Source organism: Pseudarthrobacter sp. fls2-241-R2A-168, assembly GCF_030209335.1.
Taxonomy (GTDB): domain Bacteria; phylum Actinomycetota; class Actinomycetes; order Actinomycetales; family Micrococcaceae; genus Arthrobacter.
Genome location: NZ_JARVSG010000019.1, coordinates 86,984 through 109,742 on the forward strand (window position 1 = coordinate 86,984; position 22,759 = coordinate 109,742).

A 22,759-nucleotide genomic window follows, 5' to 3' on the forward strand; every position below is an offset into this window, starting at 1 on the left:
GGGATCAGTTGGCGTGCAGGGCGTCGTTCAGTTCCACGGTCTGGCCGGCACGGGGGAGTACCTCCACGGCGCCCGTGGTGGAGTTGCGGCGGAAGAGCAGGTTGGGGACACCGGAGAGTTCGGCAGCCTTGACGATCTTGGTGGTGTCCTCGCCCACTTCGTCCTTGGGGCCGGGCACGCGCACTCGGGTCCCCGCCGTCACGTAGAGGCCGGCTTCCACCACCGAATCATCACCGATGCTGATGCCCACGCCGGAGTTGGCCCCGAGCAGGACCCGCTCGCCGATGGTGATCTTTTCCTTGCCCCCACCGGACAGGGTGCCCATGATGGACGCGCCGCCGCCGACGTCGCTGCCGTCACCGGTGACCACGCCTGCGGAAATCCGGCCCTCAACCATGGAGGTGCCCAGGGTGCCGGCGTTGAAGTTGACGAAGCCTTCATGCATCACCGTGGTGCCCTCGGCCAGGTGCGCACCCAGGCGGACGCGGTCGGCGTCGGCAATCCTGACGCCGGTGGGCACAACGTAGTCCACCATGCGCGGGAATTTGTCGATGCCGTAAACGGTCACGGCGCCCCGGCGGCGCAGCCGCGCCCGGGTCAGTTCGAAGCCGTCCACAGCGGCGGGACCGAAGTTGGTCCAGACAACGTTGGGCAGCTTGCCGAAGATGCCATCCAGGTTGATGGTGTTCGGGCGGACCAGCCGGTGCGAGAGCAGGTGCAGGCGCAGGTAGGCGTCAGCGGTATCGGCCGGGGCCTCATCGAGGTTGATCTGGACGAAGACCACCTTCTGCTCGGTGCCGCGGTCCTCGTCCGTACCGGCGTCGGCGATCCGGGTGAGTGCCTCGTCCGCGTTTTCCACTGCCCGCAGGTGTTCGGCAGCGACGCCCAGCGAGGGTGCGGGGAACCAGACGTCCAGGACGGTGGCATCACCATTGGCAACGGCAATGGTGGCCACGCCGAAGCCATAGGCGGAGCGTTCTTCAGTGGGGGCAGTCTGGGTTTCGGGCACGGCGGAGGAAGCAGTCTCAGTCATTGCCCCAGTCTATCGACGGGCGGGGACCTGCTCCGAACTAGACTGGCTTCGTGACTGCCGAAACCGCTCCGGAATCTTCCATCCTTCCCCTCGACCTCCGCCAGGACGTTGCGCTCCTGACGGCCGCGATCATGGACATCAACAGTGTGTCCGGCAATGAAACGGAACTGGCTGACGCGGTCGAAGCCGCCCTGCGCGCCATCCCGCAACTGCACATTGTGCGGGACGGGGATGCCATCATTGCCCGGACCGAGCTGGGCAACGCCGAACGCGTCATCCTGGCAGGACACCTGGACACCGTTCCGTTGCCCCTGGCCGAGGGGTCCCTGGGGACGGTTCCGTCCAGCTGGGAGTCCGGGGTCCCCGGCGTTGGTGTCCTGTACGGGCGCGGCGCCACCGACATGAAGGGCGGCGTGGCCGTACAGCTCGCGCTGGCTGCCAGGATGTTCGACGGCGGGACCGCGCCGAAGCGGGACGTCACCTTCGTTTTCTACGACCACGAGGAAGTGGAGGCCGTCAAGAGCGGCCTGGGCAGGCTGGTCCGGAACCACGGCGATCTGCTTGATGGCGACTTCGCCATCCTGCTCGAACCCACTGACGGCACCGTGGAGGGCGGCTGCAACGGCACCAGCAGGTTCGAAGCAACAACGGTGGGGGAGTCCGCCCATTCCGCCCGGGCCTGGATGGGCAGCAACGCCATCCACGCGGCAGCGCCGATCCTGGCCCGGCTGGCTGCCTACGAACCCCTGACAGTGAACGTGGACGGACTGGATTACCGCGAGAGCCTGAATGCCGTAAGAATCAACGGCGGAACGGCCGGAAATGTGATTCCGGACCGGTGCGTGGTGGAGATCAACTACCGGTTTGCCCCGGACAAAACGCCGGATCAGGCCGAATCAGTGGTGCGGCAACTCCTTGAAGGTTTTGACGTGGTCCGCACTGACGCTGCCGCCGGGGCACGGCCCGGGCTCCAGCACCCCGCCGCCGCTTCCTTTGTCGCCGCCGTGGGTGCCGAACCCAAGCCCAAATACGGCTGGACCGACGTCGCGCGTTTCAGCGAGCTGGGAATCCCGGCGGTGAACTTCGGGCCGGGGGACGCCCTGCTGGCGCACAAAGACAACGAACACGTGGATGCGGATGCGATCCGGAAGTGTCTGCAGGCGCTCGAGGACTGGCTGGGAGGCTGACACTTACGGGCCGTGGTCCCCGCTGCCCTAGACAGCAGGGTGCCCTAAACAGCAGTGGCCCGGACTGCGTTCCCCAACAGGGGCGCGGTCCGGGCCATTGTTGTTTGACCTGTCAGGGAACGGGAGCTTCGGCCTTTTCGGGCTCGGCCTTGGCCACACCGCCGGCTGCCTTCTTCGAACCCCTGCGCTCAATCATGACCGCAATCCGGGATACGAGGATGTTGATGGCAATGTAGATCGCCGCGGCCACAAAGAAGATGGGGAACAGGAACTGGGTTCCCAGGAAGTCTGCCATCACCTGTACGGCACGCAGGAGCTCGCCGTACGCCACGATGTAGCCCAGGGACGTGTCCTTGAGGAGCACCACCATCTGCGCCACCAGCGAAGGCATCATGCGACGTATTGCCTGCGGCAGTTCGATCAGCATGCGGGACTTGAAGCTGGTCAGGCCAATGGCCAGCCCCGCTTCGCGCTGCCCCTTCGGCAGCGACTGGATGCCGGCCCGGATGATCTCCGCGAACACTGCCGAGTTGTAGAGGATCAGGCCGGTCACGACGGCGACGAACGCCGAGGTGCCAAACCCCAGCAGCACGAACAGCATCATCAGGACCACGGGCATGCCGCGGAGGAACTCCAGCACCACCCGGATGGGAATCCGGATGAACGCCACATCCGAGATGCGCAGCAGGCAGAGCGCCAGTCCCAGGGGGAAGGCGATCACGGCGGCCAGTGCGGCGGCGCTGAGCGTGGCGCCCAGGCCGTTGCCCAGCAGCGTCCAGACATCGCCGCGGGTGAAGATCTGCCACCTGCGGCCCTCAAAAATCCCCTGTTGGGCGAAGGTCATGATGATCCAGGCGAGCAAGCCCAGGATCAGCAGCGAACCGACAATTGAACCAATCAGGGAGATCCGGCGGGCTTTAGGGCCGGGAACGTCGTAGAGTACCGAGCTCATCGGGCAATCGCCACCTTTCGTTCCACCGTACTGGCCAGGATGCCCAGCGGAACGGTGAGGAGCAGATAGAAGAAGGCTACGCCGAGCAGGACGGGGATCACGGCGTCACCGTTCGCGTTGGCCAGTTGCCGGCCGTAGCCGAACAGTTCAAGGACAAAGAAGGCGCCGGCAACGGAGGAGTTCTTCACCAGGGCGATCAGGATATTGATCAGCGGCGGGATCACCGTCCGCAAAGCCTGCGGAAGGATGATGAGGTTCAGGACCTGCCCGAAGTTCATGCCGATACTCCGGGCGGCCTCGGCCTGGCCCACAGGGACGCTGTTGACACCTGAGCGGACAGCTTCGGCGATGAACGCTGCGGTGTAAGTACTGAGGGCGATAATTGCGGCTATTTCGAACTGCTCGAACTTCACTCCGAGCCGGGGGAGGACGATGGCTGCGAAGAAGAAAGCGATGGTCAGCGGAGTGTTCCGGAGAACTTCCACATAGACGGTGCTGAAGCCGCGGAGCGCTGCCACGGGGGAAACCCGGGCTGCCGCGAGCAGGGTCCCGAGCACCAGCGCGATGACCCCGGAAACTACGGAGAGGAAAAGCGTGCGGAGAAAACCGTTCCAGTACAAGGGCAGGTTTTCAAGAATGACGTCCATTGGATCCTTTGGCTGTGGGCGTGGACGGGTGTGAAGGCCGTGGTTGCCGGGGCCTTTATGCGGCCCCGGCAACCACTGCGTTACTTAGTAACGGTTGATTTCGGGCAGTTCAGGGGCAGTCTTGATGACTGAACCTGCGGTTGCTTCCCAGGCCTTCTTGTAGGAGCCGTCCTTCTCGAATGCCTCCAGCTGGTCGTTGATCCAGTTGCGGAACTCGGTATCGTCCTTCTTCAGGCCGATGCCGTAGGGCTCCTTGGTGAAGGTTTCGTCCGATGCGAGCTTGAAGGCGTCCGGTTCCTTGTCCACGAAGCCGGCGAGGATCACGTTGTCCGTGGTGACAGCTTCAACCTGCTTGTTGCGCAGGGGCTCCAGGCAGGCGGAGTAGGTGGCTGCGGGAACAAGCTCAGCTCCGTACTTGTCCACGATGGTTGCGGCCGGGGTGGAACCGGTGACGGAGCAGACCTTCTTGCCCTTGACGTCTTCGGGCTTCTTGATGGAGTCGTTGTCCTTGTTCACCATCAGTGCCTGGCCGGCCTCGTAGTACGGTCCGGCGAAGCTGACAACCTGCTTGCGCTTGTCATTGATGGTGTACGTGGCGATGACCAGGTCAACCTTGCCCTGCTCAATAAACGGTTCGCGGTTGGCGGACACCGTTTCGGACCACTCGATCTTGTCTGCCGGGATGCCCAGCTTGGCGGCGATCAGCTTGCCCATTTCAACGTCGAAGCCCACAGGCTTGCCGTCCAGGCCAACCTGGCCGAAGAGCGGCTGGTCATACTTGGTGCCGATCTTGATGGTGCCGGCGGAGGAGAGTTTTTCCATGGTGGTGCCCGCAGCGAATGTGGGCTTCGCCACGGGGCTGGGGTTGCTGGAGGATCCGGCGTCACCACCGCCGCAGGCGCTGAGGGACAAAGCGAGGGCAGCGGTAGCCGCCACAACAAATGACTTCCGCCGGGTCAAAAATGCCTTCATGACATTCCTTTCATTGGTGGCCGTGGGTCACGGCCTGGGTGCGAACTGGGAGTGTTTGTTCGTAGGTGTTTCAGTGCGTCAGGAGCTTGGAGAGGAAATCCTTGGCACGGTCGCTCTTGGGATTGGTGAAGAACTCTTCAGGCGTGGCGTCCTCAACGATCTGGCCGTCGGCCATAAAGACCACGCGGTCTGCGGCCTTGCGGGCGAAGCCCATTTCGTGGGTGACCACGATCATGGTCATGCCCTCCTTGGCGAGCTGGACCATCACATCCAGGACCTCGTTGATCATTTCGGGGTCCAGCGCCGAGGTGGGTTCGTCGAACAGCATGACCTTGGGCTTCATGGCCAGGGCGCGGGCAATGGCGACGCGCTGCTGCTGGCCACCGGACAGCTGCGCGGGCAGCTTCGGAGCCTGGTGGCCGACGCCCACGCGTTCAAGCAGCGCCATGGCGTCCTTGTCCGCGGCAGCCTTCGCAACACCCTTGACCTTGATGGGGCCGAGCGTGACGTTTTCGAGGATGGTTTTGTGCGCGAAGAGATTGAACGACTGGAAGACCATTCCGACGTCGGCGCGGAGCTGGGCGAGTTCCTTGCCTTCCTCGGGGAGGACCTTTCCGTCGATGCTGATGGTGCCGCCTTCGATGGTTTCAAGACGGTTGATGGCGCGGCACAAGGTGGACTTACCGGAGCCCGAAGGCCCGATGACCACAACAACCTCGCCCTTGCGGACCTGCAGATTGATGTCCTTCAAAACGTGCAGCTGGCCGTAATGCTTGTTTACGGCGTTCAGGGAGACGAGGGCATCGCCGGGCACATGAGTAGTCATAGGAAGAATCTAGCGAACAACGGCACCTTATGACGGGAATCACCCCAGGTTCCTGCGGATCGTGATTCAAGAGATACCTCCCACCGGCAGGTTAGCCTAGGGGAATGAGCATCAGTGCAGATCCGGCCAAAAACATCCAGCCGCGCCGTAAGGGGCCCCTTGAGCTTCGCCGCAAGCAGGCGGCGGTGGAAATGTCCGACCAGCATCTGCTTGATACCAAGGGGCCCGGGCAGTTTGTGCATACCGATCCGTGGCGCGTCATGAGGATCCAAAGCGAGTTCGTGGAGGGTTTCGGAGCCTTGGCAGACCTCGGCCCGGCCGTGAGCGTCTTCGGATCCGCCCGGACAAAACCCGGCAGCCACTATTACGAGATGGGCGTGGAGGTGGGCCGGAAGCTGGCCGAAGCCGGTGTCGCCGTTATCACCGGCGGCGGACCTGGTTCGATGGAAGCGGCCAACCGCGGCACCGTTGAAGGCAACGGGGTGTCCGTGGGACTGGGCATCGAACTTCCGTTCGAGCAGGGGCTGAACCAGTGGGTGGACCTGGGCATCAACTTCCGGTACTTTTTCGCCCGCAAGACCATGTTCGTGAAATATGCCCAGGGATTCATCGTCCTGCCCGGCGGCCTTGGCACCCTGGACGAACTCTTTGAAGCCATGGTCCTGGTGCAGACGCGCAAGGTGACCTCGTTCCCCATCGTGCTGCTTGGCGTGGACTTCTGGGGTCCCATGATTGAGTGGATCAAGGGAACCCTGGTGGCAGAAGGCATGGTCTCGGCAAAGGACCTGGACCTGATACAGGTGGTGGATGATCCGGCTGAAGCAGTGAACCGCGTGCTGGGCGTGGGAATTACCCCTTCACTGAACGGGGAACAGCGGCCGGAGTAACCACGGCCGCCAGGTCTGGCACGATGGGGTTGTGAGCTTTTTCCTGGTCTTCCTTGCCGTGCTGCTGATCGGCGCCGTCATCTGGACAAGCGTGGGGGGCCGGGCTGGAAAGCAGGGCGGCCGCCAGCTGCCGGCCGTGCTGATTGGCGGCCCGGAGGAGCCACCGGCCAACCTGCCGCCGGTCCTTCTGCCCGCCAACGCCGCGCCCCAGGACGTGGACAGCGTCCGTTTCTCTTTGGGGCTGCGGGGCTACCGGATGGACCAGGTGGACCAGGTGCTAGACGAACTGCGGGACCAGCTGGCGGCCAGCCGGAATGAAGTGGAAACGTTGAAGGCCCGGCTGGCGGAGGTAGACCGACAGACCCCTGCCGCGGGGACCGGGACGCTGGAGGCCTTGCCGCGAGCAGCAGGCCCGGAAGCAGCTGAGTCCGGCACTCCTGTTACCGGCACTCCTGTTTCCGGCACACGTGAACCCGCTGCAGGGCAGCCGTCAGCAGGGCAGCCGGCCGCAGGGGAGGGCCAAGCTTGAGTACTGCCACCGGCCGCCGAACGGGACTCTCGGCGTCGGTCCACTCATTGGCGCTCCGCTACCGCGCGGCCGTCCGCGGCTGGCCCTGGTGGCTGCAGGTCACCGCCATCTATGTCATGGCCCGGCTCGTCAGCGCCGGAATCTTTATGGCAGCGGCCCTGCATCAGGGACCCAACCCCTGGTTCGCGCCGAAACCTGACTACTGGAATTTCATCAACATCTGGGACGCCCGGTGGTACGCCAGGGTCATCGAGGGCGGCTACCCCGCCACCCTTCCCGTGGACGCCGCAGGCAACGTGCAGGAGAACACCTGGGCGTTTTATCCGCTGTACCCGTCCCTGGCCGGCGGGCTGGGCAGCCTCACGGGGTTGAGTCCCGCCGCCTCGCTGACCGTTATCGCGATGCTGTCCGGCCTGGGCGCTGCGCTGGTGGTCTACATGCTGTTCCGGCATCTGGCGTCCCACGGGACGTCATTGTGGGGGGTGGCCTTCTTCGCCACGTTCCCTGTGTCAGCCGTGCTCCAGGTCCCCTACGGCGAGCCGCTGTCGCTGCTGCTGCTCGCCGGTGCTCTGCTGCTGGTGATCCGGCGGGAGTACTTGTGGGCCATTCCGGTGGTGGTACTGCTGTGCCTTTCCCGCCCGGTGGGAGTTCCTTTCGCTGCGGCGCTGGGCATCCTGTTGATCTTCCGCCTTGTCCAGCGCCTCCGGCGCAGTGAAACGGCAGGGCATACAACGCCGGACCTCGTGGCCCTCACCACGCTGACGGCGGTAGCGGGCGCCTCGGCGCTGGCCTGGCCCGCCGCTGCCTGGGCTGCCACCGGGGACATCCAGGCCTATACCAAGACCGAAACCGTGTGGCGGGGCCACGACCTGGTTCCTTTCAAGCCTTGGTTCGATACCGGAGTGGACCTCTTCGGTCCCGTGCTGGGCATCCTGGCGCCGTTCGTTTTTGTTGCCCTCTTCGCCGCCATGCTGTACGTGCCCACGGTGGTCCGTCTCGGCGTCGAACTCCGGCTGTGGTGCGCCTGCTACATGGGGTACCTGGTCACGTTCCTCCACCCGCAGACCAGTACTTTCCGGATGCTGCTTCCGCTTTTTCCGTTGGCGCTGGGGGCCGCGTTGCTGTCCCGGTCCAAGGCTTACCGGGGGACTGTTGTGGTGATGTTCGTGCTGCTGCAGATTGTGTGGATCGTGTGGCTGTGGGCCTGGGCCCAACTGCCGGGCGGAGGCGATTATCCGCCGTAGGATTTTCGACTTCTTTGCAGGTCAGGGTGCAAATTCCGCCCTGCCGGAAATGTCCATCGATTAGCTACGCGCGGGTAATTCCGCGATAATGGTAGGTAAGCAAGGACAAAAAGCATTTCAGAATACGCGCGGCCCTGGCGGTGTCCACCCACTCCGTCATGGCAGCTTGATCTACATGCGGACACAGCCCGCCCGGGCTGATCAGTCCTGGGACTAAATGGAGGGGAATTCCTCATGGCGGCTATGAAACCACGCACCGGCGACGGCCCAATGGAAGTCACCAAGGAGGGCCGCAGCCTGATCATGCGCGTCCCGCTCGAAGGCGGCGGGCGCCTGGTGGTCGAACTGAATGCTGCCGAAGCGGCCAACCTTAGGGAATGCCTGGTCGGCGTCACCGAATAATCATGCGGACAGGATCCGCAGCCTCGAAAGGCTGCGGATCCTGTCTTATTTTTTGACTGCTACCAGCAGGCCGTCGCCGGTGGGAAGCATGGCTGACGCCAGCCGGTCGTCGTCGCGGATGCTTTTGCCCACTTGGCGCAGGACCACCGTGGTTGCTTCGCGGCCGGCAGGGTTGGCTACCTTGTCCTTGTCCAGGGCGTCGTTGATGACCAGCAGCCCGGCAGGCTTCAGGAGCCGGATGGCCTGCTCCACGTAGCCGGGAAGACCGGGTTTGTCCGCGTCGATGAAAACGAGGTCGTACGCGCTGTCCGTGAGCCGCGGCAGCACGTCGCCTGCGCGGCCGGAGATGGTGCGCGTCCGGTTGGCGGGGCTGCCTGCCTCGGAAAAGGCTTCGCGGGCGGCCTTGAGGTGTTCGACGTCAACATCGATGGTGGTCAGGACAGCCTGCGGACCGAGGCCCCGGAGCAGGCAGACGCCCGAAACCCCGGCTCCGGTTCCGATTTCGACGGCGGTCTGGGCTTTGGAGGCCGCTGCCAGTACGGTGAGGACGGCTCCGACGCCGGGTCCGATGGGGGTCACGCCGAGTTCGAAGGAGCGCTCCCGGGCCCGAAGCATGACCTCATCCTCAGCGGGCAGATCTTCTGCATAGGACCAGCTGGTGGACTTGTCGGCGCTCATGGATGTTCGCTTTCTGGGCGGCAGGGGGGAGTATCCTCTACAGCCTACTGTGTCCGGTGCCGGCAACCGGGAAGGCGGGCTGTTGCGCCTACGGCTGAAGTTTTCCGGCAGTCAGGAAATTCCCAGCGAAGTTTGAAATGATTATTATCCGCTCATCCATAGGGTGGTCGGCGCCGAATCAGAGATGTCAACAGTATCCGGGCGTTAGCATTCCACGAGGGGAGTGGACGATGTCATCATCAGTTGTGGCACCTGTCCCTGCAGCACATCATGCCGAGGCTGAGTGGGTCCGTCCCACTTGGGAGGAAGTGGTGACCAACCACTCCGCCAAGGTGTACCGGCTGGCCTACCGCCTGACCGGAAACAAGTTCGACGCCGAAGACCTTACCCAGGAGGTTTTTGTCCGCGTCTTCCGCTCGCTGGAGAACTTCAAGCCCGGAACGCTGGACGGCTGGCTGCACCGCATCACCACCAACCTCTTCCTGGACCAGGCGCGCCGGAAAACCCGCATCCGCTTCGATGCCCTGGCCGAGGACGCCGAGTCGAGGATCCCCGGGCGTGAACCCGGCCCGGAACAGAGCTTTGAGCTGAACAACCTCGACCTCGACGTCCAGGCGGCGCTTGAGGAACTCCCGCCGGACTTCCGTGCCGCCGTGGTGCTCTGCGACCTTGAAGGCTTGTCCTATGACGAGGTAGCGGAAGCCCTGGGCGTCAAGCTCGGTACAGTCCGCTCGCGGATCCACCGCGGCAGGACCATGCTCCGCGAGAAGCTCGCCCACCGCGATCCCCGTCCGCAGCAGTCCCGGCCCAAGCTGTCGCTGCCGCGCATTGCCGGCATCCTCTGAACGGCGCATGAGGCCCCAGTTTCCGCTCGGCCGCAGGCATCAGCGCACCGCCAGCCACATCCAGTCATGCCACGAATGCGCCTCCGTCCTGCGCCGGGAGCGCCAGTACCTGGAGCGGCTGCGGGAAGCCCCCATACCGCCGGCAAGCGATGACCTGACCGCCCGGCTCCTCGCAAGGACCCAGGAGTTGGCGGCGCAGCCCCCGCTTCCCCACACCCACCGCCAGGCCCCACGGGCAGCCGTCCGTATCCTGGCGATGTCTGCCGGCGGAACAGTGGCTGCGGCCGGCGTCCTCGCGGCCGGTGCCTTTGCCGTCGCCGGTGACCCTGCCGGCCCCGGTGGAACGATGGCGGCCGCCACCCTCGCCCACGTGTCATCGCAGACACCGGCCGACGGCAGGCCACTGAGCGCTGAGCGGCTGTCCGCCCTGCGGACCGAGGGCTGGGTATGCCCGGACCTTGAGGCAATGGGATTCCACCTCGAGTCAGCAAAGGCAATGGTGCTGGAGGGCGGGCCCGCCGTCGAGCTGAAGCTTTCCGACGGGACGCACTACGCAACGGTCACTGAACGCCATAGTGCAGGGCCGGAAGCTGATCCGGCGGCTGAGGCGGGCGGAGAGCCGCTGCAGGTCCTCGCGTCCTCGCCCTGGTCGGCCACCTACCGGGCTCCGGGACGGACGTTCACCTACCAGTCCAACCTGCCGGCCGAGCAAGCCGACGATGCCGTTCCCATCCTGCAGCAGTTGAGCGAGCGCGCGGCCGAAGGTGTTTTTGCCGAAGCCGTGGACAGGCCGCCGTCCCAGGGCGGGGAGCCCTTGGCAACCCGGCTGCAGCGCGGATTGAACAAGATTGTGGCCCTTTTTATCCCGTAGTGGGGACGGATTCCGCCGGCTACGGACGGGAATCGTCACTGGCAGCCCGGAGAGGGTAATCTTCCTAAAGTGTTTGGAATCAACGGCCCGGAGTTCTTCCTTCTGCTGATCATTGGCGTCCTCGTGATCGGCCCCCAGCGGCTGCCCGAATACACGCAGAAACTTGCCAACCTGGTCAAGGAAGTCCGCCGCATGGCCTCTGGCGCGCGCGAACAGATCAAGGAAGAAGTAGGGATCGACATCGACGATGTCGACTGGAAGAAGTACGATCCCCGCCAGTACGATCCCCGGCGCATCATCAAGGAAGCGCTGCTCGACGACGACACCAAGCCCGTCAGCGCCGGTGCGCCCGCAGCCGTTGCCGCAGTCTCGGGTGCCGCTGCTGTCGCCGCAGCTGACACTGCCGCTCCCCAACGGCCCGAGCGGGTGCTGCAGACGCTGCCGCCCGGCGAAGCGGCACCGTACGATACGGAAGCCACCTAGCCAACCTTCCGGGAAGGTCAGCGCGGCTGCAGCCCCAGCTTCATTCCCGCCAGGCCGCGTGGCCTGGCAGCGAGCCGGCCGGCAATCGCCAAAAGCGCCTCAGCGGCGGGCGTCTCTGCCTGGCCCAGGACGATCGGCAACCCAGTGTCGCCGCCCTCCCGCAGCTTGATATCCAGCGGGATCTGTCCGAGCAGCGGAACGTCCTCGCCCACGGTGGCCGTCAGCCTCTCAGCAAGCACCGTCCCGCCGCCGCTTCCGAACAAATCCATCCGGCCGCCGTCGGGCATTTCCAGGTACGACATGTTCTCGATAACGCCCGCCACCTTCTGCCCGGTCTGGGTGGCGATGGCGCCGGCACGCTCGGCGACGTCCGCGGCAGCTGCCTGCGGTGTAGTGACCACCAGGATCTCCGCCTTCGGCAGCAGCTGGGCCACGGAGATGGCAATGTCTCCGGTGCCGGGCGGCAGGTCCAGGAACAGGGCGTCCAGGTCGCCGAAGTACACATCGGTCAGGAACTGCTCCAGGGCGCGGTGCAGCATGGGACCCCGCCAGGCCACCGGCTGGTTGCCGCTGACGAACATCCCGATGGAAATGACCTTCACGCCGTAGGCAACGGGCGGAAGGATCATGTCGTCCACCCGGGTGGGCGCCTGGGTGATCCCCATCAGCGCGGGAACAGAGAATCCGTAGACGTCTGCGTCAACGATGCCTACCCGCAGCCCCTGGGCGGCCAGCGCGCAGGCCAGATTGACGGTCACCGAGGACTTTCCCACGCCTCCCTTGCCGCTGGCCACGGCGTAGACCTTGGTCAGGGAATCGGGCTGGTTGAACGGGATGCCGCGCTGGCCTGCAGCCCCGCGGAGCAGCTCCTTGAGGGCGTCACGCTGTTCCTGGGTCATCACTTTGAGGTCCACGTCGACGGCGGTCACTCCGGGGACTGCCTGAAGCGCCTTGGTGGCGTCTGAGGTGATGGTGTCCCGCAGCGGGCACCCCGCGATGGTGAGCAGGACGGCGAGGGTGACCCGGCCGTCGTCGGCAATTTCCACTGATTCCACCATGCCAAGCTCGGTGATGGGACGGCGAAGCTCCGGATCGATGACTGTGGCCAGGGCGGCGTTGACAGCCTCCTGGGAGGGGCTGGCGGTAGGTGCGCTCAATTAACGTTCCTGGGTTGAATGGCCCGGTTTGACCCGGGGAATCTGCTGGGTGCGCGGGTTCCGCTGCCGCTCACGCTGTTCCTTGAGCTTTTCCCGGACCTTGTCCCGTGGAGACTCGTGCTGCCCCTGGCCGGTTGAATCGTGGGTGCGGAGCTCTTCCTGGGCTTCCAGCATGTCTTCCAGGAGCGAGCGCAGTTCGGCGCGGACGTAGTCGCGGGTTGCCACCTCACGCAGGGCGATGCGCAGCGAGGCCAGTTCGCGGGTCAGGTACTCGGTGTCGGACAGGTTGCGTTCGGCGCGCTGGCGGTCCTGCTGCAGCGAGACGCGGTCACGGTCGTCCTGGCGGTTTTGCGCGAGCAGCAGCAGCGGCGCAGCGTAGGACGCCTGCAGGGACAGCATCAGGGTCAGCAGGGTAAACCCGAGGTCACGGGAGTCGAACTGCCATTCCAGCGGCGCCCAGGTATTCCAGGCAAGCCAGATGACCACAAACACTGTCATGTAGACCAGGAACTGCGGCGTGCCCATAAACCGGGCAAAGCCTTCAGTGGCGTGCCCAAACGCGTCCGGGTCCGGGGAGAATTTGGGCAGGATCCGCTGGCGGCCGCTCAGCGGTGTATCGAGGCTCCCTGCGGGCACCGCCTTCGGTGAGGGCCGCTGGCCGGGGTTCTTTGGAACGCTGTTGTCAGCCAATACGGCCACCGAGCCTTCTTATCGGGGCTTCGCCATCGTGGGCGCGCCAGTCATCGGGCAACAGATGATCCAGAACGTCATCGACAGTCACCGCCCCCACAAGCCGGCCGGCATCGTTAACCACCGGGAGGGAGTTCAGGTTGTACGTGGCCAGGGTCCGGGCCACTTCGCTGATATGGGCCTGGTCGGACAACGGCTCCAGGTTCTTGTCCACGAGGTTGCCCAGCGACTCGAACGGCGGGAAACGGAGGAGCTGCTGGATGTGGACCACGCCCAGGAACCGGCCGGTGGGCGTCTCGAGCGGTGGCCGGGCGATGAAGATCGAGGAAGCCAGCGCGGGGGAGAGCTCCTCGCGCCGCACGTGCGCAAGGGCCTCGGCAACAGTGGCTTCGGGCGGCAGGATCACCGGCACGGGGGTCATCAGGCCGCCGGCAGTGTCCTCGTCGTATTCCAGGAGCCGCCGGACGTCCTCTGCGCCTTCGGGCTCCATCAGCTGGAGCAGTTCCTCTGCCTGCGCCGAGGGAAGCTCACCGAGGAGGTCGGCGGCGTCGTCGGGGTCCATTTCCTCCAGCACATCGGCGGCGCGCTGAACGTCCAAGGCGGAAAGGATCTCCACCTGGTCATCCTCCGGAAGCTCCTGCAGGACGTCGGCCAACCGTTCGTCCTGGAGTTCGCTGGCCACCTCGAAACGGCGTTTATCGCTCATTTCCTGCAGTGCTTCGGCGAAGTCGGCGGGTTTGAGGTCCTCGTGGTTTGCCACGAACTGGGTGGCGGCCTGCGGCTCGGTGCGGGGGCCCTGCAGGGCGTCCGCCCAGTCGATGATCAGGGTTTCGTTGCGCCGCAGCCGGCTTAGCGGCGAGAGCGAATGGCCGCGGCGGACAAAGAGCTTGCTGACGAACCAGTCGCGTGAGCGGCTCTGGTCCATGGCGATGTCCTCGATGGTGGCGTCGCCACTGCCGTCGCGGAGGGTGACGCGGCGGTCGAACATCTCCGCCACCACCAGTGTTTCGGCGCCGCGCTGTTCGAAGCGGCGCAGGTTGACCAGGCCGGTGCAGATGATCTGTGTCTGGTCGATCGAGGTAATCCGGGTCATGGGCACAAAGACGCGCTTTTTGCCGGGTACTTCCACCACGATGCCCACCACGTGCGGGGCTCCCTGCGTCCCGCGGGAGAGCACAACAACATCGCGCAGCCGGCCCAGCCGGTCGCCCAGCGGGTCGAAGACGTCGAGTCCCAGCAGGCGCGCCACGAAGACGCGGGTAGGTGTTGTACTCACTCCTACAGGCTACCGAGTCTGCTCTCTTTTAGCGGAATTTACAGGCAGCACACATGCTGATGGGCAAGAATGGGACTATGGCAAACATATTTGGTGCTCCCAAGGCCGGCGGCCCCAACGGCATGGACGAAGCCAGGGCCGTTCCCACCGGCGACACCGTCGGCTCCTACACTTCCTACCTGGACGCCCAGAAGGCGGTGGACTACCTCGCGGACCAGCAGTTCCCGGTGCAGATGGTGTCCATCGTGGGCAATGAGCTGAAGATGGTGGAGCGGGTAACGGGGCGCCTGAGCTACCCGCGGGTGGCCTTGTCCGGTGCGCTGAGCGGCATGTGGTTCGGTTTGTTCGTTGGCGTGATGCTCTCCTTCTTCGCGCCGTCACCGGGGTACTTTTCCATCCTGACGTCCGTGTTGATGGGTGCAGCCTTCTTTATGCTCTTCGGCATTGTCACGTACGCGATGCAGCGGGGAAAGCGCGACTTCACGTCCACCAACCAGGTGGTGGCCACCAACTATGACGTCATCGTGGCGCCCGAGGCTGCACACGAAGCACGGCGGCTCCTGCAGCAGCTGCCCATGACGCGCTCGGACGCCGCCGCAGGCAGCGGTCCCTATACCCAGCGCGACTACCAGAACCAGCCCTACCAGCAGCCGGGCCAGGGCCCCGCCCGCCCCAACGGCTGGAACGATCCCTACGGACAGTCAACCGGTTCTTCTGTGCAGGCCCCTGGTTCATCTGCGCAGGAAAGCCCGGCCTACGGCGCCTCTGCCGGGCAGCAGGACGACGGCGTCGCGCAGCCGGCTTCCCCGGCGCCCGCCAGGCGTTACCCGGACCTGCCCGACGGCCGGCCCCAGTACGGCGTCCGGCTGCCGCAGCCTGGTCCTTCCGCCGATGCGCAGGCCGCGCCCCAGCGCCCGGCCGGCGACCAGGGCCCCCTTGAGGAGCCTCGTCCCGTGGATGAGCAGCATCCGTCGGGCGATTCGCGGCAGTAGCCGTTCCCACAACGCAAAAGCGGGGCCGCCGGAGGAATCCGGTGGCCCCGCTTTTTGGGTAATACGGGGAGCTAGTGTGTCCCCTCGGTTTCGCGGTAGATGCCGGCCATCCAGTTCTCCACGTCCTCGGCCTTGCGCGGCAGGGCGGCGCTGAGGTTGACGGGGCCTTCGGCGGTCATCAGGATGTCATCCTCGATCCGGACGCCGATGCCGCGGTACTCTTCCGGGATTGCGAGGTCCTCTTCCTTGAAGTACAGGCCGGGCTCAATGGTGAACACCATGCCTTCGGTGAGCATGCCGTCCAGGTAGAGCTCCCGCTTGGCCTGTGCGCAGTCATGGACATCGAGGCCCAGGTGGTGGCTGGTGCCGTGCGGCATCCAGCGGCGGTGCTGCTGGCCCTCGGGGCTGATGGCCTCTTCCACGCTGACGGGAAGAAGGCCCCATTCGGCGAGCCGCTCGGCCAGTACGGTGGTGGCAGCGGTGTGGATGTCGCGGAATTTTGTGCCGGGCTGAGCAGCAGCGAAACCGGCGTCCGCGGCGTCGAGGACAGCCTCGTAGACCTTGCGCTGGACGTCGCTGAACACCCCGGTGGCGGGCAGGGTCCGGGTGATGTCCGCGGTGTACAGCGAGTCGGCTTCCACCCCGGCGTCCACCAGCAGGAGCTCGCCGGCGTTGATCTTGCCCGTGTTGCGGGTCCAGTGCAGGACGGTGGCGTTGTTGCCGGAGGCGGCGATGGTGTCGTAGCCGAGTTCATTGCCCACCTCCCTGGCGCGGGCGAAGAAGGCGCCTTCCACCACCCGTTCACCCCGGGCGTGTGTCAGAGCGCGGGGGAGGGCCTTGACTACCTCTTCGAACCCTTCCACAGTGGCGGCGACGGCGAGTTTCATCTGCTCGACCTCCCACTCGTCCTTGAGCAGGCGCAGCTCGGAGAGGGCTTCGCTGAGCTTCTCATCCAGGGCATCCAGCACAGCGAGGTCCAGGTTGTCCGGGTCCTTGGCGGTGTTGTACCGGGCAGTGTCCACCAGGGCGTCGATGTTTTCGTCCACCTTGCGTACCAGGCGGATGGAGATGCCGCCGATCTCCGGGGCGCCCACATCCTTGGTGATGGCCGTCTCGAGCTGGTCGATATGGGCAGTGGCCAGGCCCAGGCGGGCCTCGAATTCGGCCAGCGTGGGGCGGGCTCCGATCCAGAACTCGCCGGAGCGCGAATCGGCGTAGAACTGTTCGGTATCGCGCCCGGCCAGGGGCCGGAAGTACAGCGTGGCACGGTGGTTCCCGCCGTCGTCGCCCTTTCCTTCCTCTACAGGCTCCAGGATCAGGACGGCGTCCGGCTCATGGTCAAGGCCGAGCCCGGTGAGGTGCGCGAAGCCGGAGTGGGGGCGGAAGCGGTAGTCGCAGTCGTTGGAGCGGACCTTCAAGGGTCCGGCAGGGACGACCAGACGTTCGCCTTTGAACAGTCCGGAGATGGCCTTGCGCCGGGTGGCGGCGTAGCTGGCCACGGCGTCGCGCGCCGGGAGTTCCTGGCTGGACGGCGCCCAGTTGCTGGCCATAAAAGCCTTGAAGGCGTCGGAACTGGGCCGCTGGGAGCGGTTGTTGACGCGCTCGTCCAGGGGCTGGGAAGCAGAATCGGGGGTGTTATCGGCATCGTTCACGGCACCATCGTCTCACCAGCATGAAGGCTTGTGCGAATACCTGCATGATCATGGGAGCCGGGGTCAACTAGGCTGGGCAGGTGAGGATTGACCTGCATGCCCACTCCAATGTTTCCGACGGCACGGAAAAACCGGCCGACGTGATGGCATCCGCTGCCCGTGCGGGGCTGGACGTGGTGGCGCTGACCGACCATGACTCCACCGCGGGCTGGGCCGAGGCTTCCGCTGCTGCCGTGGAGTATGGCGTTGCGCTGGTGCCTGGGATGGAGGTCTCGTGCCGGACTGAGCAGGGAATCAGTGTCCATCTCCTGAGCTACCTGCATGATCCGGACCATCCAGGGCTGCTGGAGGAAATCACCAAGGCCAAGGATGCCCGGCTGACCCGTGCTGAGCGGATGGTCACCCTGCTGGCCGAGGATTACCCGCTTACCTGGGACGACGTCATCCACCATGTGGCGCCGGGCGCCACCCTGGGCCGCCCGCACATCGCCGACGCGCTCGTGGCGGCCGGCGTGGTGGAGGACCGGTCCGAGGCGTTTGCGTCCATCCTCACCTCCCGGTCCCGCTACTTCATCCAGCACTATGCGCCGGACCCGGCCACCGCCGTCGAACTGGTCCGTGCAGCGGGAGGAGTTCCCGTGTTTGCCCACCCGGTAGCCTCCGCGCGCGGCCGGATCGTGGGGGAGCGCGTCTACCAGGAGATGATCGACGCCGGACTGGCCGGCCTGGAAATCGACCACCGCGACAACCCTGAGGAAGGCCGCGGGTTCCTGCGAAGGCTCGCCGCAAAGCATGACCTGCTGATCACCGGGTCCTCGGACTATCACGGGACCGGCAAACCGAACCTGCTCGGCGAAAACGTCACCGCCCCTGAGGTCCTCGCCAGGATCGAGGAGCTGGGGACGGGAACCACCGTCGTCCGCCCCTGACCCCCTGCCCCCAACTGGGTAGCGCTATGTGCCGTTTTGGAGCGTCAAAACGACACTTGGCGCTACTTACTTGGGCGGGAAGGACGTGAACTGGGCGTGCGCACCGAGGCGCTTGGCCATGATGTCGATGGCGGGCTGGTTCTGGTCAACGCACACAAACCTCCGGCCGAGCTTCGCGGAGACGGCCCCCAGTGTCCCGGAGCCGGCGAAGAAGTCCAGGCACCAGTCGCCGGGCCGGCTTGAGGCTGCCACCACGCGGCGGACCAGGCCTTCGGGCTTCTGCGTGGGGTAGCCGGTTTTTTCCTTGCCGGTGGGGGAGACGATGGTGTGCCACCAGACGTCAGTGGGCAGCTTGCCCAGTTCACGCTTGGCAGGAGTCACCAGCCCCGGGGCCATGTACGGCTCGCGGTCCACCTCGGCGCTGTCGAAGTGGTACTTCGCCGGGTTTTTCACATACACCAGGATGTTGTCGTGCTTGGTGGGCCACCGGTTTTTTGCCCGGGCGCCGTAGTCATAGGCCCAGATGATCTCGTTCAGGAAGCATTCCCGGCCGAAGATCGCATCGAGCATCACCTTGGCGTAGTGCACCTCGCGGTAGTCCAGGTGCAGGTACAGGGTGCCGTCGTCGGCCAGCAGGCGCCACGCCTCCACGAGCCGCGGCTCGAGGAAGGACCAGTAATCACTGAACGCGTCGTCGTAGCGGTGCAGCGCGCCCTTGATGGTGTCGTAGGAGCGCCCCTTAAAGCCCAGCCGGTCGCCTGTGCCCTCAGCATTGGCCACCATGGTGGTCTGCTGGCGCTGCTGCGGCCGGCCGGTGTTAAACGGCGGATCCACATAAATCAGTGTGAAGGCGCCGTCCGGCAGCGAGGGGAGGAAGTCCGCGTTGTCCGCGTGAACCACCAGGCTGCTGCCGTCCGGCGCCCAGACAGTGTCAGTCATAAAGGGGTTTAGGCCTCGGTGCTGCCAGGCTGTGCGGCCTTGTCGCCGGCCACGACCTCACCGTTGCGGCGGCGGGTCCGCGTCCGCGGGCGGCGGGTCCGCGAGGGCTGTTCCGTTTCGGTGGCGGCGGGGGCCTCACCGGCGGCGGCAGGGCTTTCGGCCGCATCGGACGTACGACGGCGGCGCTCACCGGAGCGGCCGGTGTCCCCGCCCGTGCGGCCGCCTTCGCGGTTTCCGCCACGGCCCTCACGGCCGCGGTTGTCCCGGTCACGGCCGTCGCGGGTACGACCTGCGTCGCGGCCGCCACGGCTGTTCTTTTTTCCGGTCTCACCCAGGTCTTCGAGGACCTCGGCGTCCACGCCGGCCAGGGTGCGCTTGTCACGCGGCAGGCGGCCCTTTGTGCCCACGGGAATATCGAGTTCCTCGAAGAGGTGCGGCGAGGAGGAGTAGGTTTCCACGGGCTCCGGGACACTCAGGCCCAGGGCCTTGTTGATCAGTCCCCAGCGGGGCATGTCGTCCCAGTCAACGAAGGTGACCGCGGTGCCCTTGTTGCCGGCACGGCCGGTGCGGCCCACGCGGTGCAGGTAAATCTTTTCGTCTTCGACGCACTGGTAGTTGATGACGTGGGTGACGTCGTCGACGTCGATGCCGCGGGCGGCGACGTCGGTTGCCACGAGGACGTCCACCTTGTTGTTGCGGAAGGCCCGGAGGGCCTGCTCGCGGGCGCCCTGGCCGAGGTCGCCGTGGATGGCGGCGGCGGCGAACCCGCGGTCCACCAGTTCCTCGGCCACCTTGGCGGCAGTGCGCTTGGTCTTGGTGAAGATGATGGTGCGTCCGCGGCCCTTGGCCTGGAGGATGCGGGCCACCACCTCGATCTTGTCCATGCTGTGCGCGCGGTAGATCAGCTGGCGGATGTCGCGCTTGGTCAGGCCTTCATCCTCCGGGTCCGCGGCACGGATGTGGGTGGGCTGGGTCATGTAGCGGCGGGCCATGGCGATGACCGGGCCGGGCATGGTGGCGGAGAACAGCAGGGTCTGGCGCACGGCCGGCGTTGCGGCGATGAGGGTTTCGACGTCGGGCAGGAAGCCGAGGTCCAGCATCTCGTCGGCCTCGTCCAGGATGACGATCTTGACGTTTTTCAGGCTCAGGTGCTTCTGCTTGAAGAGGTCGATGAGGCGGCCAGGAGTGCCCACCACAACCTCTACGCCCTGCTTCAGGGCTTCCACCTGGGGCTCATAGGCGCGGCCGCCGTAGATGGTGGCAATGCGGGCGTTGCGCTTCCGCGACGCGGTCTGCAGGTCATTGGCCACCTGGACTGCGAGTTCGCGGGTAGGAACGATGACCAGGGCCTGCGGCGCACCGGGGACCGCGAGCTTGTCATAACCGGGATCGTCCTGGCCCACCACGCGCTGCAGCGCGGGGATGCCGAAACCGAGGGTCTTGCCGGTACCGGTCTTGGCCTGGCCGATGATGTCGTGGCCGGACAGGGCCACCGGCAAGGTCATGGCCTGGATGGGGAACGGGTGTGTAATTCCGGCGTCGGCCAGGGATTCCACGATGTCGGCACGCACGTTGTAGTCCGCGAAGGATTTTTCCGCGATCTCATGCGGCTTCTCATCCGAGATGATGGTTTCTTCGGGCTCGATGGTTTCGGTGCCGGACTCGTCGGTCAGGAGCTGGTGGGTATGCAATTCACTCACTGGGGAGTTTCCTTATTCATTTGGGCATTGGCGCTGCCTGCTCAACGGGCCTGCCGTAAGGCTGTTCCGGAGCACGCTCGGGCGCACAAGCAATTCCAGTGGAAGCCGATCGCGGGCTATCTAAATGCTGGCACTGGTGACCAACGGGTAAATCTCAAGATCGCGTAGGGGCGGGTTTGTTGGTTTCAAATCAAGGAAATCAACGACCGGGCATCCATTTCTACTCCTTCAGTCTAGCGGCAGGGAGCCCAAATACCGGCTTTGGGCCTTCAACACCGCCCCAGTGCTGCTATTGGACCAGCTCGAAATGGACTTCCCGGGTGGCGATATCCGAGGAGACCAGGCGCACGCGGACCTTTGTTCCGGGCTCCAGCTCGCCGGCGCAGCGGGCCGTAACCGCGGGGTCCGCGATCTGGATGGTCCCCGAACCGCCGTTCCCGTTGCCGTTCCCGTTCTTGCCGTTGCCGTTTTTCCCGTTGTCCTTTTGGGGCTTGGAACCGGAAATGACGATCGCGTCGAACTCCTGGCCCACGTGGTTGACCAGCAGGGCCGCCTCCACAGTGTCCAGGGCCATTTTCTCCATCCGCGACGCCAGTTGGTCGGATCCGGCCATGATTTCCGGCAACGTTGGCAGGGCATCCCGTGCCCAGCCCGGTACCTTGCCGCCGTTGCTCAACGCCTCACAGATGACCAGGACAAAGCGGTCCACCAGGCGGCGCAGCGGGGCAGTGGTGTGCGCATAGGCGGCGCCGATGGCGGACTGGACGGCATCTTCGGGCACGGACCCGTCAAAGGCCGTGTAGGCAGCGCCGCGGAACAACATCCCGGCGGAGTGCATGATGGCCAGTTGGCGGGGATCGGTGGGGTCCAGGCTCCGCAGGTACTCGCCGTAGCTGACTTCACCGTCCCAGGGCTTGCCCAGGGCTTCGGTCTGCAGCCGGAAATGGTTCAGCGAGCGCTCATCGGGCGATGGCATGGTGCGCAGGATGCCCACTTTTCCCGTGAGCATGAGGCGGGCCGCTGCCATTCCGGTCATCAGCGAGATCTGGGCGTTCCAGTCCTCCACGGGCAGCTGGGGAGCAGCAGCGATCCGGTAGCCGCCGTCGGGCAGCTGGACGATCTCCTGGTCGGGCATGTTCAGGCTGGCGCCGCCGCGGGCACGCTCCAGTTCCACGCGCTTGAGCCCCACCTCTTTAAGGAGCTTCAGCACCGGCGGAGCCGTTCCGGCGTCCAGTTCCGCCTGCGTGCCCTTGTAGCTGAGCTTGGCCCGGCTGCGGATACGGGCCCGCCTGACGGCGACGGACGTGACCTCCGCGGCACTGTCCAGGCGGAAATCCCAGACGAATGCAGAGCAGTCCTGGTCCGGAAGGAGGCTGCCGGCCTGTTCACTGATGATTTCCGGATGCAGCGGGATCCGCCCGTCGGGGGCGTAGAACGTCTGTCCGCGGCGCCTTGTTTCCGCGTCCAACGGTCCGCCGGGCGTGACGAATGCGGGCACGTCGGCGATGGCGTAGAGCACGTGGTACCCGTCGCCGTCGGGCTCGATGAACAGTGCCTGGTCCAGGTCGGTGGAGGAGGCGGGATCAATGGTGACGAACTCGACGGCGGTGAGGTCGTAGGCGGGCAGCTGCAGGGATTCGACGGCCGCTTTGGCATCCGCCACGGCGTCGTCAGGGTAGGCGCCAGGCAGCTCCAGTTCGGTCCGCAGCGCACTGAGCGCCGCCTCGAGCGCGTTGTTGTGCTCGTGGACGTTGGGAGCCAGCCGATGGTGTGACACGAAAATCAGCCTAACTCGAATTCCGGCGATAATGCAGGCATCCGGGCCGGGAAGGGCGCACGGTAAAACCAGGGTAGCGGGCGTCAGCGGA

General features: G+C 65.4%; 23 protein-coding genes. 10 read left to right on the forward strand and 13 right to left on the reverse strand.

What is annotated here, in order from left to right:
- Nucleotides 1-4 precede the first annotated feature (4 nt).
- Nucleotides 5-1,033 (reverse strand): 2,3,4,5-tetrahydropyridine-2,6-dicarboxylate N-succinyltransferase, encoded by a 1,029-nt coding sequence (gene dapD, locus QRN11_RS13285; RefSeq protein WP_285251358.1) that lies wholly within the window; start codon nt 1,031-1,033, stop codon nt 5-7.
- 50 nt (nt 1,034-1,083) lie between these two features.
- Here dapD and dapE point away from each other — a divergent pair, with 50 nt between their 5' ends.
- Complete coding sequence (gene dapE / locus QRN11_RS13290; protein WP_285251359.1) at nt 1,084-2,220, forward strand: succinyl-diaminopimelate desuccinylase; 1,137 nt, start codon at nt 1,084-1,086, stop codon at nt 2,218-2,220.
- A 112-nt stretch (nt 2,221-2,332) separates the two neighbouring features.
- Here dapE and QRN11_RS13295 read toward each other — a convergent pair whose 3' ends face one another.
- The 4 genes from QRN11_RS13295 to QRN11_RS13310 all read right to left on the reverse strand — a co-directional run bounded on the left by QRN11_RS13295 (nt 2,333) and on the right by QRN11_RS13310 (nt 5,617).
- A complete protein-coding gene (locus tag QRN11_RS13295) occupies nt 2,333-3,172 on the reverse strand; it encodes an amino acid ABC transporter permease (RefSeq protein WP_285251360.1) in 840 nt (279 codons plus the stop codon).
- Entirely contained in the window at nt 3,169-3,819 is a 651-nt protein-coding gene (locus QRN11_RS13300; RefSeq protein WP_091415348.1) for an amino acid ABC transporter permease, read from the reverse strand. The genes QRN11_RS13295 and QRN11_RS13300 overlap by 4 nt, the downstream gene beginning before the upstream one ends.
- A gap of 84 nt (nt 3,820-3,903) precedes the next feature.
- Nucleotides 3,904-4,791 carry a glutamate ABC transporter substrate-binding protein gene (locus tag QRN11_RS13305; RefSeq protein WP_142061583.1) on the reverse strand — a complete coding sequence of 296 codons (888 nt, stop codon included), beginning with the start codon at nt 4,789-4,791 and terminating at the stop codon, nt 3,904-3,906.
- A 70-nt stretch (nt 4,792-4,861) separates the two neighbouring features.
- The gene (locus QRN11_RS13310) at nt 4,862-5,617 is read right to left on the reverse strand and encodes an amino acid ABC transporter ATP-binding protein (protein ID WP_159826779.1); all 756 of its coding nucleotides are present in this window, start codon (nt 5,615-5,617) and stop codon (nt 4,862-4,864) included.
- Nucleotides 5,618-5,721: 104 nt separating this feature from the next.
- Between QRN11_RS13310 and QRN11_RS13315 the strand changes: the two genes are divergently transcribed.
- The 4 genes from QRN11_RS13315 (at nt 5,722) to QRN11_RS13330 (ending at nt 8,679) form a co-directional block, all read left to right on the forward strand.
- Complete coding sequence (locus QRN11_RS13315) at nt 5,722-6,504, forward strand: LOG family protein (RefSeq protein ID WP_142061588.1); 783 nt, start codon at nt 5,722-5,724, stop codon at nt 6,502-6,504.
- Nucleotides 6,505-6,535: 31 nt separating this feature from the next.
- The gene (locus QRN11_RS13320; protein WP_285251361.1) at nt 6,536-7,033 is read left to right on the forward strand and encodes a DivIVA domain-containing protein; all 498 of its coding nucleotides are present in this window, start codon (nt 6,536-6,538) and stop codon (nt 7,031-7,033) included.
- Nucleotides 7,030-8,277: a putative hexosyltransferase gene (locus QRN11_RS13325; RefSeq protein ID WP_502935032.1), complete on the forward strand. Its 1,248-nt coding sequence runs from the start codon at nt 7,030-7,032 to the stop codon at nt 8,275-8,277. The genes QRN11_RS13320 and QRN11_RS13325 overlap by 4 nt, the downstream gene beginning before the upstream one ends.
- 234 nt (nt 8,278-8,511) lie before the next feature.
- Complete coding sequence (locus QRN11_RS13330; protein WP_083435355.1) at nt 8,512-8,679, forward strand: DUF3117 domain-containing protein; 168 nt, start codon at nt 8,512-8,514, stop codon at nt 8,677-8,679.
- Between the two features lie 45 nt (nt 8,680-8,724).
- Here the strand turns inward: QRN11_RS13330 and QRN11_RS13335 are convergent, their stop codons facing one another.
- On the reverse strand, nt 8,725-9,357 hold the full coding sequence (locus QRN11_RS13335; protein WP_142061596.1) for an O-methyltransferase: 633 nt from the start codon (nt 9,355-9,357) through the stop codon (nt 8,725-8,727).
- 230 nt (nt 9,358-9,587) lie between these two features.
- Between QRN11_RS13335 and sigE the strand changes: the two genes are divergently transcribed.
- The 3 genes from sigE to QRN11_RS13350 all read left to right on the forward strand — a co-directional run bounded on the left by sigE (nt 9,588) and on the right by QRN11_RS13350 (nt 11,556).
- Nucleotides 9,588-10,202 carry an RNA polymerase sigma factor SigE gene (gene sigE, locus QRN11_RS13340; RefSeq protein ID WP_142061599.1) on the forward strand — a complete coding sequence of 205 codons (615 nt, stop codon included), beginning with the start codon at nt 9,588-9,590 and terminating at the stop codon, nt 10,200-10,202.
- Nucleotides 10,203-10,209: 7 nt separating this feature from the next.
- Nucleotides 10,210-11,073 carry an anti-sigma factor gene (locus QRN11_RS13345; RefSeq protein ID WP_285251362.1) on the forward strand — a complete coding sequence of 288 codons (864 nt, stop codon included), beginning with the start codon at nt 10,210-10,212 and terminating at the stop codon, nt 11,071-11,073.
- 69 nt (nt 11,074-11,142) lie between these two features.
- Nucleotides 11,143-11,556, forward strand: a complete 414-nt coding sequence (locus tag QRN11_RS13350; protein WP_091415368.1) for a twin-arginine translocase TatA/TatE family subunit — start codon at nt 11,143-11,145, stop codon at nt 11,554-11,556.
- A gap of 17 nt (nt 11,557-11,573) precedes the next feature.
- Here QRN11_RS13350 and QRN11_RS13355 read toward each other — a convergent pair whose 3' ends face one another.
- Genes QRN11_RS13355 through QRN11_RS13365 form a run of 3 tightly spaced genes read right to left on the reverse strand, consistent with a single transcriptional unit; the run spans nt 11,574 to nt 14,679 of the window.
- The gene (locus tag QRN11_RS13355; protein ID WP_285251363.1) at nt 11,574-12,713 is read right to left on the reverse strand and encodes an Mrp/NBP35 family ATP-binding protein; all 1,140 of its coding nucleotides are present in this window, start codon (nt 12,711-12,713) and stop codon (nt 11,574-11,576) included.
- A complete protein-coding gene (locus QRN11_RS13360) occupies nt 12,714-13,412 on the reverse strand; it encodes a DUF1003 domain-containing protein (RefSeq protein WP_091415373.1) in 699 nt (232 codons plus the stop codon).
- On the reverse strand, nt 13,396-14,679 hold the full coding sequence (locus tag QRN11_RS13365; RefSeq protein WP_091415376.1) for a magnesium transporter MgtE N-terminal domain-containing protein: 1,284 nt from the start codon (nt 14,677-14,679) through the stop codon (nt 13,396-13,398). The genes QRN11_RS13360 and QRN11_RS13365 overlap by 17 nt, the downstream gene beginning before the upstream one ends.
- A 77-nt stretch (nt 14,680-14,756) precedes the next feature.
- Between QRN11_RS13365 and QRN11_RS13370 the strand changes: the two genes are divergently transcribed.
- Nucleotides 14,757-15,671 (forward strand): YflT domain-containing protein, encoded by a 915-nt coding sequence (locus QRN11_RS13370; RefSeq protein ID WP_285251364.1) that lies wholly within the window; start codon nt 14,757-14,759, stop codon nt 15,669-15,671.
- Between the two features lie 71 nt (nt 15,672-15,742).
- Here the strand turns inward: QRN11_RS13370 and QRN11_RS13375 are convergent, their stop codons facing one another.
- Complete coding sequence (locus tag QRN11_RS13375; protein ID WP_285251365.1) at nt 15,743-17,323, reverse strand: aminopeptidase P family protein; 1,581 nt, start codon at nt 17,321-17,323, stop codon at nt 15,743-15,745.
- Between the two features lie 80 nt (nt 17,324-17,403).
- Between QRN11_RS13375 and QRN11_RS13380 the strand changes: the two genes are divergently transcribed.
- A complete protein-coding gene (locus QRN11_RS13380) occupies nt 17,404-18,252 on the forward strand; it encodes a PHP domain-containing protein (RefSeq protein ID WP_091415382.1) in 849 nt (282 codons plus the stop codon).
- 66 nt (nt 18,253-18,318) lie between these two features.
- Here QRN11_RS13380 and QRN11_RS13385 read toward each other — a convergent pair whose 3' ends face one another.
- The 3 genes from QRN11_RS13385 to QRN11_RS13395 all read right to left on the reverse strand — a co-directional run bounded on the left by QRN11_RS13385 (nt 18,319) and on the right by QRN11_RS13395 (nt 22,668).
- A complete protein-coding gene (locus tag QRN11_RS13385) occupies nt 18,319-19,191 on the reverse strand; it encodes a DNA-methyltransferase (RefSeq protein ID WP_091415384.1) in 873 nt (290 codons plus the stop codon).
- An 8-nt stretch (nt 19,192-19,199) separates the two neighbouring features.
- Nucleotides 19,200-20,891, reverse strand: a complete 1,692-nt coding sequence (locus tag QRN11_RS13390; RefSeq protein WP_285251366.1) for a DEAD/DEAH box helicase — start codon at nt 20,889-20,891, stop codon at nt 19,200-19,202.
- A gap of 289 nt (nt 20,892-21,180) precedes the next feature.
- Nucleotides 21,181-22,668, reverse strand: a complete 1,488-nt coding sequence (locus tag QRN11_RS13395) for an RNB domain-containing ribonuclease (RefSeq protein ID WP_285251367.1) — start codon at nt 22,666-22,668, stop codon at nt 21,181-21,183.
- Nucleotides 22,669-22,759 lie beyond the last annotated feature (91 nt).

What these genes read in the sequence shown, in the direction of transcription:
- QRN11_RS13345 (WP_285251362.1), top strand. Translation starts at nt 10,210, where the DNA reads ATGAGGCCCCAGTTTCCGCTCGGCCGCAGGCATCAGCGCACCGCCAGC.
- QRN11_RS13330 (WP_083435355.1), top strand. Translation starts at nt 8,512, where the DNA reads ATGGCGGCTATGAAACCACGCACCGGCGACGGCCCAATGGAAGTCACC.
- dapD (WP_285251358.1), bottom strand. Translation starts at nt 1,033, where the DNA reads ATGACTGAGACTGCTTCCTCCGCCGTGCCCGAAACCCAGACTGCCCCC.
- QRN11_RS13385 (WP_091415384.1), bottom strand. Translation starts at nt 19,191, where the DNA reads ATGACTGACACTGTCTGGGCGCCGGACGGCAGCAGCCTGGTGGTTCAC.
- QRN11_RS13295 (WP_285251360.1), bottom strand. Translation starts at nt 3,172, where the DNA reads ATGAGCTCGGTACTCTACGACGTTCCCGGCCCTAAAGCCCGCCGGATC.
- QRN11_RS13370 (WP_285251364.1), top strand. Translation starts at nt 14,757, where the DNA reads ATGGCAAACATATTTGGTGCTCCCAAGGCCGGCGGCCCCAACGGCATG.
- sigE (WP_142061599.1), top strand. Translation starts at nt 9,588, where the DNA reads ATGTCATCATCAGTTGTGGCACCTGTCCCTGCAGCACATCATGCCGAG.
- QRN11_RS13305 (WP_142061583.1), bottom strand. Translation starts at nt 4,791, where the DNA reads ATGAAGGCATTTTTGACCCGGCGGAAGTCATTTGTTGTGGCGGCTACC.
- QRN11_RS13310 (WP_159826779.1), bottom strand. Translation starts at nt 5,617, where the DNA reads ATGACTACTCATGTGCCCGGCGATGCCCTCGTCTCCCTGAACGCCGTA.
- QRN11_RS13300 (WP_091415348.1), bottom strand. Translation starts at nt 3,819, where the DNA reads ATGGACGTCATTCTTGAAAACCTGCCCTTGTACTGGAACGGTTTTCTC.
- QRN11_RS13315 (WP_142061588.1), top strand. Translation starts at nt 5,722, where the DNA reads ATGAGCATCAGTGCAGATCCGGCCAAAAACATCCAGCCGCGCCGTAAG.
- QRN11_RS13335 (WP_142061596.1), bottom strand. Translation starts at nt 9,357, where the DNA reads ATGAGCGCCGACAAGTCCACCAGCTGGTCCTATGCAGAAGATCTGCCC.